This window comes from Paenibacillus sp. FSL M7-0656 (assembly GCF_038003225.1).
Lineage (GTDB): Bacteria > Bacillota > Bacilli > Paenibacillales > Paenibacillaceae > Paenibacillus > Paenibacillus amylolyticus.
Window position 1 is genome coordinate 6,660,962 of record NZ_JBBOOT010000001.1, and the last position, 15,972, is coordinate 6,676,933.

General features: G+C 46.7%; 12 protein-coding genes. 10 read left to right on the plus strand and 2 right to left on the minus strand.

Going from position 1 to position 15,972, the window contains the following annotated elements:
* The first annotated feature begins 8 nt into the window (after positions 1-8).
* Positions 9-2,054 carry an ATP-dependent DNA helicase RecG gene (gene recG / locus MHI01_RS29090; RefSeq protein ID WP_340984681.1) on the plus strand — a complete coding sequence of 682 codons (2,046 nt, stop codon included), beginning with the start codon at positions 9-11 and terminating at the stop codon, positions 2,052-2,054.
* A 115-nt stretch (positions 2,055-2,169) separates the two neighbouring features.
* The gene (locus tag MHI01_RS29095) at positions 2,170-2,457 is read left to right on the plus strand and encodes a stage VI sporulation protein F (protein WP_036614589.1); all 288 of its coding nucleotides are present in this window, start codon (positions 2,170-2,172) and stop codon (positions 2,455-2,457) included.
* A gap of 535 nt (positions 2,458-2,992) precedes the next feature.
* Here the strand turns inward: MHI01_RS29095 and MHI01_RS29100 are convergent.
* Both MHI01_RS29100 and MHI01_RS29105 read right to left on the minus strand, forming a co-directional pair.
* A complete protein-coding gene (locus MHI01_RS29100; RefSeq protein ID WP_076328021.1) occupies positions 2,993-4,573 on the minus strand; it encodes a response regulator transcription factor in 1,581 nt (526 codons plus the stop codon).
* A gap of 7 nt (positions 4,574-4,580) precedes the next feature.
* The gene (locus MHI01_RS29105; RefSeq protein ID WP_340984682.1) at positions 4,581-6,389 is read right to left on the minus strand and encodes a sensor histidine kinase; all 1,809 of its coding nucleotides are present in this window, start codon (positions 6,387-6,389) and stop codon (positions 4,581-4,583) included.
* 131 nt (positions 6,390-6,520) lie between these two features.
* On the opposite strand from MHI01_RS29105, the gene MHI01_RS29110 reads away from it, so the two are divergent.
* The 8 genes from MHI01_RS29110 (at position 6,521) to MHI01_RS29145 (ending at position 15,935) form a co-directional block, all read left to right on the plus strand.
* Positions 6,521-7,852 (plus strand): ABC transporter substrate-binding protein, encoded by a 1,332-nt coding sequence (locus tag MHI01_RS29110; RefSeq protein ID WP_340984683.1) that lies wholly within the window; start codon positions 6,521-6,523, stop codon positions 7,850-7,852.
* A gap of 111 nt (positions 7,853-7,963) precedes the next feature.
* Positions 7,964-8,815 (plus strand): carbohydrate ABC transporter permease, encoded by an 852-nt coding sequence (locus MHI01_RS29115; protein ID WP_339194495.1) that lies wholly within the window; start codon positions 7,964-7,966, stop codon positions 8,813-8,815.
* Entirely contained in the window at positions 8,812-9,648 is an 837-nt protein-coding gene (locus MHI01_RS29120; RefSeq protein ID WP_340984684.1) for a carbohydrate ABC transporter permease, read from the plus strand. The genes MHI01_RS29115 and MHI01_RS29120 overlap by 4 nt, the downstream gene beginning before the upstream one ends.
* A 13-nt stretch (positions 9,649-9,661) precedes the next feature.
* Entirely contained in the window at positions 9,662-11,215 is a 1,554-nt protein-coding gene (locus MHI01_RS29125) for an alpha-L-rhamnosidase-related protein (protein ID WP_340984685.1), read from the plus strand.
* Positions 11,212-11,412: a hypothetical protein gene (locus tag MHI01_RS29130; RefSeq protein WP_340984686.1), complete on the plus strand. Its 201-nt coding sequence runs from the start codon at positions 11,212-11,214 to the stop codon at positions 11,410-11,412. Before MHI01_RS29125 ends, MHI01_RS29130 begins: the two co-directional genes overlap by 4 nt.
* 643 nt (positions 11,413-12,055) lie before the next feature.
* On the plus strand, positions 12,056-13,708 hold the full coding sequence (locus MHI01_RS29135) for a sensor histidine kinase (RefSeq protein ID WP_036660169.1): 1,653 nt from the start codon (positions 12,056-12,058) through the stop codon (positions 13,706-13,708).
* Between the two features lie 10 nt (positions 13,709-13,718).
* On the plus strand, positions 13,719-14,519 hold the full coding sequence (locus MHI01_RS29140; protein ID WP_340984687.1) for a LytR/AlgR family response regulator transcription factor: 801 nt from the start codon (positions 13,719-13,721) through the stop codon (positions 14,517-14,519).
* A 180-nt stretch (positions 14,520-14,699) separates the two neighbouring features.
* Positions 14,700-15,935 carry an L-lactate MFS transporter gene (locus tag MHI01_RS29145; protein WP_036675050.1) on the plus strand — a complete coding sequence of 412 codons (1,236 nt, stop codon included), beginning with the start codon at positions 14,700-14,702 and terminating at the stop codon, positions 15,933-15,935.
* Positions 15,936-15,972 lie beyond the last annotated feature (37 nt).

Genomic DNA, 15,972 nt, shown 5'->3' on the forward strand with positions numbered 1-15,972 from the left:
GATTAGACATGAAATTGGAAGAAATATCAGTTAAGCAAATTAACGGCGTGAGTGCTCTCAAAGAGGGAGAGCTTCACGCCTTTGGCATCTCTACTGTTAAAGACCTGCTTGAATATTATCCGTTCCGTTACGAGGATTATCGTCTGCGTTCACTTAGTGAAGTGAAGGATGGGGACAAGATTACGGTCCAGGGACAGGTAATGGGTATTCCTGTATTACAACGATACGGTAAAAAGTCCCGTCTTACCTGTAAGATCATGACGGAAGAGTGGATGATTACAGCCACCTGGTTCAATCGCCATTTCCTCAAAGAACAACTAACCCCCAATCGGGAGATTGTGATTACGGGAAAATGGGAACAAAAACGCATGCAGATGACCGTGACTGACTCGGAGTTCCCCGATAAAGGCGATGGGCGTTCAGGTACACTGCAACCTGTATATTCGGTAACCGGCAAACTGACACAACAATGGATGCGGAAAACGATCAATCAGGGATTAATTCAATTCGGAGATATGATTCCTGAAATTCTGCCTCAGTCCTTGATGAAGAAATACAGCTTGATGCCTCGTAAACAAGCGATTTCGGGAATTCATCGTCCACAGGACAACCGGGAAGGTCAACAGGCCAGACAGCGGATGGTGTATGAAGAGCTGTTTTTGTTCCAGTTGAAAATGCAGGCGTATCGCGCGCTCAACCGGAATCGCATGGATGGTGTAGTGCATACCACGGACAATACGACGATTCGTGAGTTTGTACGCAGTTTACCTTTTGAACTGACAGATGCTCAGAAAAAGGTGGAGCTTGAAATTCTGCATGATATGCGTTCGCCCTATGCAATGAATCGGTTATTACAGGGTGATGTCGGATCAGGTAAAACGGTTATTGCGGCAATTGCGCTATACACAACTGTTCGATCTGGATTCCAAGGGGCTCTGATGGTGCCTACGGAGATTCTGGCGGAGCAGCATATGCGCTCACTGCAAAAGCTGTTTGAACCGTTTGGGGTAACCGTAGGGCTGTTAACGGGCAGTGTAAATGGACGCAAACGTAAAGATCTGATCGCCTCATTGCAAATGGGCATGATTGATATTGTGGTGGGTACACACGCCCTGATTCAGGAAGATGTTTTCTTCCGTGATCTGGGTCTTGTGGTGACGGACGAGCAGCATCGCTTCGGGGTGAATCAGCGCAGCGTTTTACGACGCAAAGGATATAACCCGGATGTGTTAACGATGACGGCAACGCCTATTCCGCGGACACTGGCCATTACAGCTTTTGGTGATATTGAAGTATCCACGATCTCGGAACGTCCGAAGGGACGGATTCCAATCTCCACGTATTGGGTCAAACACGATATGATGGAGCGGGTGCTCGGTTTTATCTCGAGAGAAGTGGATCAGGGACGTCAGGCTTATCTGATCTGTCCGCTCATTGAAGAGTCGGAGAAGCTGGATGTGCAGAATGCCATTGATCTGCATGTGCAGATGCAGCAGAACTTTCCGAAATATCGTGTAGGTCTGCTGCATGGACGGATGACGGCTGCGGAGAAAGAAGAGATGATGCGGGACTTCTATAGCAATGATATTCAGTTGCTTGTCTCCACCACCGTTGTCGAGGTTGGGGTCGATGTGCCAAATGCCACGTTGATGGTCATTATGGACGCGGACCGCTTCGGTCTCTCCCAGCTGCATCAGCTTCGTGGTCGGGTCGGTCGTGGTGCGCATGCTTCTTATTGTGTACTCATTGCTGATCCCAAGACGGAGGTTGGACAGGAACGTATGAAGGTCATGACGGAAACGGAGGATGGATTCGAGGTATCCCGGCGTGACCTCGATCTCCGGGGTCCGGGTGATTTCTTTGGTACCAAACAGAGCGGACTACCCGAGTTCCGTCTTGCCGATATGGTTGCCGATTTTGCTGTGCTGGAACAGGTCAGAGATGACGTGACCCACTTAATTGAGGATGCGACTTTCTGGACCTCCATGGACTATGCACCTCTGCGTGATTTCCTACAGCAACAGCAAGTATTCAAGGGTGATCTGATTGACTAAAGCTTGCCTTGATAGCTGGTTTTTCGTATTACCTTTGTAAAAAAAGACAAGTGTACAAGCCCTCCCGACATATGAATAAGAAGTGAGTTCATTCTTTTGGGAGGTGCTATACGTTTTGGGTTATCAACAATATGGAATTAGTCCGCAGCTGGTGGAGCGGATCAAATTAAAGATGAAAAATCCCGCTGTCAAAGAGCGTATCAAAAAGTTGATTGATGGCGTGACCAAGTCTGATCTGCAAGATAAGGCCAAGGTCAGAAGGTTGGTCAAGTCTTCGGCAGTCATTATGAATGAGAATTTCTCTCCGGCGCAGGAGGAGCAGTTTGTTGCTTTTGTGCTTGCACAGAAGATTGATCCGAACAATACGTTTCATTTGATTAAGCTGTGGGGGATGTTTAGGTAGGGATTCGATGTAATGTTGGGTGGGGTAAAGAGCGTTGTTTACACGGGGGCACTGCGATGACAGAATAACCTTCCGAGCGCTGTTATCCCCGGATTTTCTGATTGACCCTTTCCAAGGGTAAAATCCGGTGATAAAGGCGCACGCTTCGCTTCTTTAGGTTATTTCTGTCCTCTCCGTTGTTGTGTAAATTGATTTATTTTACAAAACCAAATTACATCGAATGTTTATGAAGTAATTTTAGTGGGTGGGGCGTTCCATAAGTCAGGAAGATGACTTTTGGAACGCCCTTTTGATTGAATAACCAGGGACAAGCCTTGTGGTAATTACTCGGTTGAATATTGGTTGTAGTTATCGAAATGACCCATGACCTTGCTTGTGTTACCGCAAAAACAAAATTTTCATTGAGTATGTTATGTTGGTTAAATCGACCATCTTAGTACTTGCGAGCTTCAAGGAATATGGGCTGATGGAAGAAGGCCAGTACCTGCCGAATGATCGCTAAGAACCACAACAACGAAAACAAGGAACTGGGCCATCATGCATGGCCTGGTTCCTTGTTTTTTGCGGTGAAGGATTTGTGTTGCTTTCGGTATTCCTCTGGGGTCCAACCGGTCAATTTTTTAAACACCCGAAAAAAATATTTTGGATTGTCGTAACCCAGCTGTTTGGCAACCCGATAGATTTTATCGTCTGTGCTCGTTAAGAGCTGCTTGGCTTGCCTGATCCGTAGTCTGTTTACGTAATCAGTGAAGTTCTCGGATGTCTTTTCTTTAAATAAATGACTGAGGTAACTCGGGTTCAGGTAGAACAGGGACGATACCCATTCCAGCGTTAAATCCTTGGTATAGTGATTATCGATATATGTCCTGACGTTGTCGATCACTTGATCTGATGCGTAGGGGTTGTCTTCCTTAAGCAGAAGAGCTGTTCCCGTCAGCACCTTTACCATGTAATGCCTAATGCACTCCATATCGAACGAGACGTTCAGGACAGCCTCCAAGCTGGAAGAGGCGCTACTGTTACCTCCGTTCTGGATATAGTTACTCAGCAGCCGTTTGGTTTCCGTGATAATGTCTCTGCACTGCTCTTTCAGGTGGGCAAGCAAAGCGTCAGGCTGGCGTATGTAGAAAGCAAAGAAATCGGTGATGAGCTCTTCCACCTTCGGCACATTCCCGCTCTCTATAAAAAATAACAGTTCATATGTTCGAGCCCACTTCAGTTGATGTAAAGGAAATTGCTCCCGTGAAAATACGTAACATTTGCCAAAATCGGTAATGGCTCGTTCGTCCAACGCAAGGATCGTTTGATGATGAGCTTCTCGGACCCCACCAATGCCTGTATGAGGCAAGCTGATCCCCACACAACAATCCGTAGTTTCGGATTTGGTCAAAATGATACTCGCAGTTTGTTCCGCCATTTTCTGCAAATCAAGCTGGCCTGAGCAATCCAGATCATGCATCAGGAAAAACAGTACTTGATCCGTTTGTGGATGAGGAATGTACAGGCCATTCGAAAAGGTAGGTAGTTGCTGTGCTGTAAGCGGTTGAGGACCATAAATCGTCAATAAAATGAACTGGTCAGATGCCATGATGGCGGCAAATTCCGCAGAGCGGAACACAGGTGTTTTGATGGATGAATGGGGAGCCAGCACATAATTCAGGAAGGCTTGCATGTCTGCATCCCTTTTCATCTGCTCCGTTTCTACTTCTCTTAGAACGACTTCCCGCTGAAGAGAGCGCTCCTGTTCGATGGCTTGGATGGCTTGGTGAAGCGTACCGTGGATCTCATCCCGGCTAAAAGGCTTCAGCAGGTAATTTACAACTTTCGCAGAGATGGCCTCCTGCATATAATCAAAATCGGTATGTCCGCTAATGACAATTAACTTGATACGCGGATATTGCTGGCATACTGTCCTGATCAACAGCTTGCCGTCGACCTCAGGCATGCGCATGTCCGTAAAGATAATGTCCGGCTTGAACGATTCAATCAAAGCCAAGGCATCTGCCCCGTTATCTGCTTCGCCTAAGAGTTCAAGCGAGTGCTCAAAAGTCCCGATTTTTTTCAACAAACCTTTGCGGATCAAGGGTTCATCGTCCACAACGATATACGTGTACATCTCTTGGTCACCTCTTTTCCCAATTGGCCGGAATTTCGAGTGTAATTCGAGTTCCTGTATTCAAATCGGTATGAAACGAAAGGCCGTAACCCTCTCCGTAATACAAAGCAATTCGTGAATGCACGTTTTTGATGCCGATGCTTTGTTTATGCCTTTGACCAACGGTGACGAATTCAGGTGGCTGCTGGAGCAATTGTCGAAGTTCCTCCGCTTGTGTTGAGGACATGCCCACGCCATCGTCCCAGATCTCGAACACGATGCTGTCCCCCTGAAACAAACCGGTAATGGTAACGGAACCCTTCCCACGTTTGTTCTCCAACCCGTGATAGATGGCATTTTCCACGAGTGGTTGCAACAGAAGTTTCAGCATGCGACGACTCCGAATTTCCGGGTCTACATTCAGGTTGAACGCGAACTTGTCACCATACCGAATCTGCTGGATGGCCATGTAGTTTTCTACATGTTGAAGTTCTTCGCTGACCGCGACCAGCTCGCTGTCCGTTTTGATGCTGTAGCGGAACATGTCCCCGAGTGACTTGGTCATCACCACAATACTCTCAACTTCTTCGATCTCGGCAATGCTATTAATCGACTCCAGCGTATTGTAGAGGAAATGGGAGTTGATCTGTGCTTCCAATGCCTTCATCTGGGAGTCCAGCATGAGGATTTTATTCTGGTAACTCTCTCGGATATGTGTATCGATATCTTTCATCATTTTGTTGAACTCGTGGTAAAGGATGCCTATTTCATCGACTTGCCTTGTTACTTGAGGCTTGATGGTCACAAAACGATGAGATTTGGTTTTGCGCATCAGTTTGGTCAATTCGATGATGGGTTTGGTGATCAGGTTGGACAAGAAAAAGGAAAGTAGAAGGAAAATGACGGCACAGCTTACGGCCACGTATAACAGCAACTTTTGTGAGATGTTGTACTCCTCATACAACCGATCCATAGAGATGTTGGCAATCACGTTCCAATTGCGGCCGGGAACTTTCTGGATTACCGTCATCATGTTATCTTGGATTGATTTGTACTGTGAACTGTTTCCGACTTGATGCGTTGCCGCAGCCAGAGTATCGGAGAGAGGAGTGCCAACTCTACTTCCGTCGCTGGAGTACAGGATCTCGCCAGCGTCGTTCGCCAGATATAGATTGGACAAGCTTGGTGCCGGATTACGTTTTAGACCGTCAAAAATGTTCATACTGCAATCCAGCATAAACACGCCTAGGAACTCGTTGTTGTTGGGATCGTAGAGGGCTCTGGAGAAGCCAATGGATTCCTTGGCGTTAATGATGTAAGGTTTGACGCCTACTTCACCAATATACAAATCGCCTTTTCGCTGGATCGTATCCAGATACCACTCATCCCGAAGTGCTACATAATCGAGGCGTAGGTCTGTACCGCTGCTGCCATAGCTTATCCATTTGCCATCAGGTGTGAAAAGGTACAAACCATTGATGTAATTGTAACCAAGCAGAATGTTTTCAAAGATCAATTTCAATTTGCTGCGAATCATGAAGATTTCATATTGATCGTTGGTACCGTTCAACTTGATTAGTTCATCACTCACAGTGCTGTAAGCGGTTGCATTGGAAGACTGCTGAAGGAGTGTGACGGAGATCCGGTCGATGTTCTGCAAAATTTCCTCCATGCTCTTGACCGAATTGCCTATAGTTGTCGACGTCACGAGAGAGGTCTGCTCACTCACCAGCTTCGTGTAACTGCGATAGGAACTGACAGACACAACGATAATTGGCACGATTGATACGAGGACGAGGACCAGAAAAAGTTTAGTTTTGATGTTGAACAGAATCATACGTGCTCCTCCCGCCATTTGTCAATTCTAAAAATAGTGCACCATACGAGCCAAAGCAAATGCACTTTTGCCCACCGTATGATGAGAATGTGCACAAAGCAAGAATAAACATGAATTGGGGGAATGACAAGATGAAAAAAAGAAAACGACTGTGGTCCTTAGCTTTGGTACTGCTCTTGATGTTTCTGAGCGCATGCAGCTCCAGTAGCGAGGAGGGGGGCGGTACGGATACCAATAACGGGAGTACAGATGAGTCAGGAAAGCCAATTACGTTGACGATGATGCTTTCGGGAAACAAGGCATCTGAGGGAGAGGATTTCGAGCTGGAGACCTTGCCGCGCCTAGTCAAAGAGAAGTTCCCGAACATTAACTTGGAAGTACAAAAGTTGCCTGATGATCAATACAATACATCTGTTCGAACCAAGCTTGCGGCTGGACAGGGACCGGACATTTTCTGGATTTTCCCGAAAAATGCGGCTGGCGGTGTCATTGATTTTGCAAAGGCAGGCTTTGCTGCGGATCTGTCAGATCTGAAGTTCTGGGACAACATCAGCCAAGGAGCGAAGGAAGATATGTCCTATGAGGGTAAACCTTACGGGGTGGCCGAAGGGTTGGACTTCTTGGGAGTTTACTACAATAAGGAGTTGTTACAACAAGCGGGATATTCCGAGTTTCCGAAGGATTGGCCTTCGTTTCTGGACTTATGCCAAAAGTTGCAGGCAGCGGGCGTAACACCAATTGCGATGGGTGACAAGGACCCTTGGATGATCCAATTCGGTATGTATCCGATTGCGGCCAATGTCGTGTATCCGAATGAGCTGGATTTTGATGTCAAACTGCAGAACGGCGAAAAATCGCTGACTGATCCAAAGTGGGTTCAAACGATATCGAAATACAAAGAGCTCTATGATAACAACTACGTCGTTAAAAACTCGCTTGGTATTGGCAGTGCCCAATCTGCACAGTTGTTTATCGACGGGAAAGCAGCCATGACCTTTACGGGAACATGGGATTATGCCTCCATGACGTCCAAAGGCGCTACCGATTTTACTCGCGGATTCGCTTCATTGCCAGGTAACGAGCCGGAACAGCCGGTGTTTGTATCTGCTGCAACATCTGCCGGATACGCTTTGAACGCCAAATCGGCAAACCTGGATGCAGCCAAGGAAGTACTGAACTACCTGTTTGATGGTGAATCCGATCTGTTCAAAGCATTTGTGGAAGCCAACAGTTCCATCAGCGTCTATAAGGACGTAGAACTTGAAAATGAATTGTTCAAGGAAGTGAATGACAATTATCAACAAACTGGAAATTCCATCTACTTCAGCAACCAGATGTGGCCAGCAGGAGTATCGGACGTCATGCAAGCAAAGTTTGCCGAGATTATTGCTGGACAGAAAACAACACCAGAAGATGTGGCAAACGCCATGGAAACCAAGTTTAGAGAGCTGTGGAAAAACTAGAACAAAACGATGCTGTCTGCTGTAAAGGGGAGAATGATTGTCCTTCTCCCTTGCCGCAGGCCCTCTTGGAAAGGATGGAGCAGGATGAGCTCTACTGTAATGAAAAAGTCCATGTACTGGTTTGCTTTGCCGGCATTGATCTTCTACCTGACCTTCTGGATCTTCCCGATCCTGCGGTTGTTCCAGTACAGTATAACGGACTATAACGGGTACGCCCAAGCCTATAACTATATCGGTTTCGACAACTATAAGGAATTGTTCCGGAGCGACATCCTAGGCATTTCTTTAAAAAATACACTGATCTATACATTCGTCACCGTCATAGCTGGCAATATCATCGGTTTGGCAATGGCATTACTGTTAAACATGAAAATAAGAGGAACCGGGATTTACCGTTCCCTGGCGTATATTCCCACTTTGTTCAGTGCGATTGTCGTCGGCTTTTTGTGGAGTTACGTCTATATGCCGGATTACGGGCTGATTTCTTCCTTTCTCGATAAACTGGGTATCGCAAATGAACTGAATTTCCTGGGTGATTACTCGACCGCACTGTATTCTATTATCTTCGTGGAAATCTGGAAGACGATCGGAACGACAATGATTATCTTCCTTGCAGGACTACAGACTGTTCCGAGCGACCTTTTGGAAGCCGGACGGATTGATGGCTGCGGCTCATGGAGATTGCTGCGACATGTGAAGATTCCATTACTGGCAACAGCGATTACAATCAACGTGACGTTAAGTTTGATCAATGGACTCAAAGCGTTTGACTTCCCGTTTATCATGACAAATGGCGGTCCCGGTACGGCTACCAACACGCTTATTTATACCATATACAAGATGGCATTTACCGAACAACTCTTTGGTAAAGCTTCGGCTCTTGGCGTCATTTCCTTTGCCGTAATTATCGTCATTACCGCTGTTTTTGTCCTGAAAATGAACAAACGGGAGGTGTCGGCATGATGCTTCGTAAAGTTTTGGGGAAAGGGTCCATTCAGGTTGTCGTGTTGTTGGTGATGGCGTTAAACCTGATTCCGTTAATTATTGCCTTTTCGACATCACTCCGAGATCCAAGCAACAACACAAATCCGCTGGTCCTGTTCCGGGAGATGTCCTTTGCAAGTTACAAGGCTGCCTTCGACCGCATGCACTTTCCGGAAGCGCTATGGAACAGCGTGGTGTTAACCGGCGTATCGGTCGTGTTCGTTGTCCTGTTTGCGGCAATGGCGTCCTACCCGATGGCCCGTTTGAAGACAAAGCTAAGTAAGTTCATGTATTTGTTTTTTTTGTCCGGACTTGTGGTACCTGCGCAAATGGTATTGATACCGATCGTGCAAATGATTAATGCGCTTCATATCCCAACGAATCAATATACGCCTATTTTCATGTTCATTACGTGCAGTCTGCCGTTTTCAACTTTCCTGTACACGGGCTTCATTCGAAGCGGTGTGCCTGAGGAGGTAGAAGAAGCGGCGCACATCGACGGGGCGGGATTATTCCAACGGTTCTGGACCGTCGTGTTCCCCTTACTCATTCCGGTAACGGTTTCGGTCATTATTACACAAGGTGTCTGGATCTGGAACGATTATTTCTTCAATATGATCTTTATTTCCAGCGCAGGAGATTCACCGTTACCACTGGCCATGCTCGGATTTTTGGGCGATCAGCAAAATCCCACGCAGTGGAATGTCCTGTTTGCAGCGTGCTTTCTGTGCGCACTACCGTTGCTGCTGGCGTTCTTGTTCCTGCAAAAATATTTTATCGGTGGTATGACCGTTGGGGCGGTCAAAGGTTAAGGAGGACACTGCAATGAATGAAAAAGTGATAAACAACGCCTGGCTGGAAAAAGCACAGCGTCTAATGCCGGAGCTTCACCAGCAAAAGGTCTATCCGGAACATATCGTGAGCGCAGTTCCGGATGCGTCAGCTTTTCAGGGATGGCGTATCGAACCACTCGGCTTAGCAGAACAACTATCTGATCAAGTGTTGTGCAAGGGAGACAGTGTTACGCTGGATTTCGGGGAGCATCTCGTCGGTTATCTGACCTTGTCGCTTCTTAACGAACGCAGCAATGCAGATGCACCTCTCAGGTTGAAGCTCACATTTGGAGAAATGCCCTGTGAGGTCGGTGAGAATTTTGCAGAATATTCGGGCTGGCTTAGCCGTTCATGGCTTCAGGACGAGATCGTGAATATGGATGTGTTACCTGGCACGCTAACACTGAACCGTCGATATGCCTTTCGGTATCTGAAAATCGAGGTGGTAGAAACGTCGATCCGTTACGATATTCGAATTAACGATATATATTGCTTGACGGTGACTTCAGCAGACATAGGGGCAGTACCTCAATTGCCTGAAGGTATCGACAAGGAGCTGCTGGAAATAGATCGCGTGTCCGTGAAGACACTCCGGGATTGCATGCAGACGGTATTCGAAGATGGACCGAAGCGCGATCGACGTTTATGGATCGGAGATCTTCGCCTTCAGGCCCTCGTCAATTATGAAACATTCGGCTGTAATGATCTCGTCAAGCGCTGTTTGTATCTCTTTGCCGGAACGAGATTGGAAGGCGGCCAGGTAGGAGCCTGTTTGTACGAAAAACCAGAACCGTACGTGGACGACATTTACCTATATGACTATGCGTTGTTCTTTATTGCGACATTATGGGACTATTTTGAAGCTACCAAGGACAGGGAAACGTTGGAAGAACTTTGGCCGGTGGCTAGAGAACAGATTGAGATTGGGCTTAAACGACTTGATGAGCGGGGCATCGTAAGGGATGACGATACATGGTATTGTTTTCTGGACTGGCATGAAGAACTAAATAAACAGGCCGGTGCTCAGGCAGTTCTCATCTATAGTATGAAAAGGGGAAGGTCGATTGCCAAAGAACTAGAGTTGCCGGAGTATGAGCAATGGATTAACGCACACATCAAAGACGCTGAGCAAGCAGCCCACACATATCTGTGGGATGGTGAGCAGGGCTTTTTCGTCAGTGGTGAAAAAAGACAGGTATCCTGGGCATCGCAAGTATGGATGGTACTGGCTGAGATCATGGATGCTCCAGCTTCCCGGCAATTACTTGATCGGTTAATGAGTAACGAAGAAGCTATTGGCATGACCACGCCGTACATGGTTCATCATTATGTTGATGCATTGCTTATGTGCGGGGAAGAGGAGAAGGCACTGGAGCAGATCCGAAGGTATTGGGGCGGCATGCTAAAAGATGGGGCGGACACCTTCTGGGAGCTCTACGACCCGGACGACAAAACGTATTCTCCTTATGGTAGCAATTTGGTCAACAGTTATTGCCATGCTTGGAGCTGCACGCCAAGTTATTTTATTAGGCGAAATTTTTCATGAATTTTGGACTTGAGGTCAACCAAGAACATCTGGTTGGCCTTTTTGGATTAGTTTCAGATAGCATAGAGCCTGCCATGGCCTATTGTTTTTATTTTTATCTGTTTTTGTTCGTAACGTTAAAAGAACGAGTGGCTATTAATGAAGCGATAAATACGAATATTAAAATAAAGTTATATGGGTTTCCTTTAAGGTTGTAGACTTGAACGATGAGTGCCAGAGTTGAGATGCTTAAGATTATTCGCAGGACAATCGCCGATGAGCGATCGGGAATAATTGGAATAACATGACAACTGATTATAACATAGGTTTTTCTGGAGTCGGACATTTCCATAGAAGTTAAGGGACGAACTATGGTGTGCTTGGTGCAATATAGTTGATGTATTTTCACAGGATGGACTTTGCTTTCCTCCGGGGGGAGCGGTAAACTGTTGCATACGAGCATACGAGCATACGAGCATACGAGCATACGAGCATACGAGCATACGAGCATACGAGCATACGAGCATACGAGCATACGAGCATACGAGCATACGAGCATACGAGCATACGAGCATACGAGCATACGAGCATACGAGCATACGAGCATACGAGCATACGAGCATACGAGCATACGAGCATACGAGCATACGAGCATACGAGCATACGAGCATACGAGCATACGAGCATACGAGCATACGAGCATACGAGCATACGAGCATACGAGCATACGAGCATACGAGCATACGAGCATACGAGCCTTATGGATTAATGTCCTGGATATTAAGTCAAAAAGGCGTGGCTGTGTCGATATGCATTTTATTTCAGACAGATGTGGAGGAAGTAGGATTGGAAATGTTTACGATGCTGCTGGGTTTATTTGAACGGGCGGCGCTGTTGATTATATTTTTATTCTTTCTGTCGAGGGTGCCAAGGTTTAGGCAGATTCTGCAAAAGGGGAAATTAAGGTGGCAGGAGTCTATTGCGGTTACCTTGTTATTCTGTGCTTTTGCCATTTTCGGGACATATACGGGCATTAATGTTGAAGGTTCACTGGTGAATGTACGGATCATCGCCGTGTTATCGGGTGGTATTTTGTTCGGAGCGCCTGTGGGTATTATTACGGGTATTGTCTCCGGGGTGCATCGGTATTTGATTGATATGGATGGAGTCACAGCCATACCGTGTCTAATCACGAGTATCCTGGCAGGTCTGGTCTCCGGTTATATACATAAGTACACGCCCAAGCCCAAGCGATGGATTATCGGTATTGGTGCTGGAATGATCTGTGAAGCGCTCACGATGTTATTAATCCTGTTATTTTCCTATCCCGATCCACTGGGTGCCGATATCGTCTCGCAGATTGCGCTGCCTATGATTCTGGGTGAAGTCAACATTGGGCTGATTGTGCTCTTGGTGCAGAGTGTTGAAGGGGAAAAGGAAATGATTGCGGCTCGTCAGGCGAAGCTGGCACTGGAGATTGCAAACAAGACCTTACCGTATTTCCGTTCGATTGATGAGGATTCTCTGCGCAAAATCTGCCGGATTATTCAGGAGGATATTCAGGCCGATGCGGTTGCAATTACGGATACCCGGAATGTACTGGCGTATGTAGGATTTGGCGAGGAACGATATCATATCGGTAATGAAATTATAAGTGAGATGACCAAGAAGACGATATCTAGCGGGGAGATTACGATCAGTAATGATGTCATTGATGAAAAAACACCCGATATCCACTCGCTGTTAATCATTCCGCTCAAAGAACGAGGAGACATTACAGGTGCGCTCAAAATCTATTATCGCAAAGCGTACAAAATTACGTATCCATTACAAACGATGGCTGTAGGTCTATCGCAGATCATCTCAACCCAGATGGAAGTATCGCGGGTAGAAGAGATCAAGGCTGCTGCCAACAAAGCAGAGCTACGTGCATTACAGACTACCATTCATCCTCATTTTCTGTTTAATGCGCTAAATGCGATTGCTTCGTCCATCCGAACCAAACCGGATCGAGCGCGGGAGCTGATTGTGAATCTATCGGGGTACATGCGTTACAATCTGGAGCTGTCGGATGAGTTAATTGATATTCATAAGGAACTGGAGCAGGTCCGTAATTATGTAGAGATTGAGAAAGCTCGCTTTGGTAGCCGACTTAACGTGATCTATGACATTGATGAGGTCGCGGTGCATATTCCGAGTCTTGTTATCCAGCCGCTCGTCGAAAATGCCATTATTCATGGCATTCTCAAGGTGAAAGGACCCGGGACTGTTCGAATTCGGGTACAGGATTATCCGGAGTTTGTACGAATCAGTGTCAGCGATACAGGAGCAGGGATCAGTGCAGATATTATTGAACGGGTCTACCACGACCGTATGCCTGGTAACCAGATCGGGCTATACAATGTGCATCGACGGGTCAAGCTTATCTACGGACAAGGTGTAACCATTACGCGGCTGGAACAAGGAACCGATATTTTATTTGATGTGCCCAAAGGAGATGTCGTAACAAGGTGATGATGGATCAATGAGAGCTCTTATTGTGGAAGACGAGATTCTGGCAAGTGAGGAATTGAATTATTTAATCCAGGAACATAGTCAGATTGAAGTGGTGGATCGCCTTGAAGATGGGCTGGATGTACTGAAGTTTTTGCAGGAACAAGAAGTAGATGTTATTTTTCTCGATATCAATATTCCCTCGCTGGACGGTATGATGCTGGCCCATCATATTGGGAAATTTGCAACGAAACCCTACATTGTATTTACGACGGCGTATAAGGAACATGCAGCGGAAGCCTTTGAGTTGGAGGCGTTTGATTATATTCTGAAGCCGTATGACGAGAAACGAATTGCTGCAATGCTCCATAAGCTGGAGCTTGCATTCAAACGTGATCATGCGCCCGTGGAGCAACATTTTGAGGAGGGACCAGCCCCTACGGCGGACGGATCTGCTGCGCATGGTGAACTGGTACGAGAACGAGATACGAATTCCCATACGGACAGAAGAATTAATCTGCTGCGGAATGACAATATTATTGTTACGGATACGGCAGATATCTACTATGCGGAAGCACAAGAGAAAGTGACGAAGGTATATACCAAAAATGGGGAGTTCACCATGCCAGTGAGCATATCGGATTTTCACAGCCGTCTGCCACAGGATACGTTCTTTCGCTGCCACCGTTCGTACGTCGTAAATCTGTCGCAAATCCGTGAAATTGTACCTTGGTTCAACAATACGTATCTGCTCCGTCTGCGCGATTTGGAAGCTGAAGTGCCCGTGAGTCGTGGGAAGGTCAAAGAATTCAGGCAACTCATGCGCATCTAGAAGCATTTCATTCCGCATCTGATGCAACTCATGCTCAAAACGGTGTGATGAATCCCCTTTCATGTATGATTAGCTTGTGAACGCATTCATGTATATGACATCGGCAAAGGGGAGATCACGATGAAAGCAACAATTTCATCCGTTTCATCAACACCTGAATCAACTTCTGCACCTACAAAAATGAACCGCTGGCTTATTGTATTGGGGACCATCATTGTACAAATGGGTCTTGGAACCATCTATACTTGGAGTTTATTTAATCAACCGTTGTCTGATCGTTTCGGATGGGACGTCAGCTCGGTCGCGATAACTTTTTCAATTACCAGTTTTGCTTTGGCTTTTGCCACATTGTTTGCAGGACGATTGCAGGAACGTTGGGGTCTTCAGCGTCTGATCCGTGTAGCCGGGGTTGTGCTTGGGCTGGGTCTTATTCTGAGTTCTCAAGTCACCTCGTTAACACTGCTGTACATTTTGGCTGGATTTGTTGTTGGTTTTGCAGATGGTACGGCGTATATTACGTCGCTGTCTAATCTGATCAAATGGTTCCCGGAGCGTAAAGGTCTGATCTCGGGGATCTCGGTCGGCGCCTTTGGTACCGGTAGTTTATTGTTCAAATATGTGAACACGGCATTGATTGGTGCCGTTGGTCCTGCTCAGGCATTTATGTACTGGGGCATTATCGTTCTGGTTCTGGTCGTTGCGGGATCATTCCTGATCCGTGAAGCGGTTGTTCGTGAACAGGCTCCGGCAAGCAAGGAAGGATCCAAACAAGTCGTAGCACGTCATGATTACACGGTGAAAGAGATGCTGCGTACAAAAGAAGCGTACATGCTGTTTGTTATTTTCTTCACGGCGTGTATGAGCGGTCTGTACCTGATCGGTATTGTTAAAGATATCGGTGTACAGCTTGCAGGTCTTGATGTAGCTACCGCTGCGAACGCAGTGGCCATGGTTGCAATCTTTAACACGGCAGGACGTATTATTCTCGGTGCGCTGTCGGATAAAGTAGGACGAATGAAAGTCATCGCTGGTGCGCTGCTGGTTACAGCCGTAGCTGTCATGACACTTAGTCTGGTTCCACTGACCTTCGGGATCTTCTTTGCCTGTGTGGCGGCCGTTGCATTCTGCTTTGGCGGTAACATTACGGTATTCCCGGCGATTGTGGCCGATTACTTCGGACTGAAAAATCAAAGCAAAAACTATGGTGTGATCTATCAGGGATTTGGATTTGGTGCCTTGGCAGGATCATTCATCAGCGCCCTGCTGGGCGGATTCCATCTAACCTTCATCGTGATTGCTGTACTCTGCGCTGTCTCGCTGTTGCTCGCACTGATCATTACCCCTCCAGGTGAAGGTCGTCGTGCTCGTCAACGTGAAAAACAGATGAACCTTAACCCTTCATCACGGGCAAGCTAACAACATGCACTGGAAGTACGGAACTGAGGATATTTCT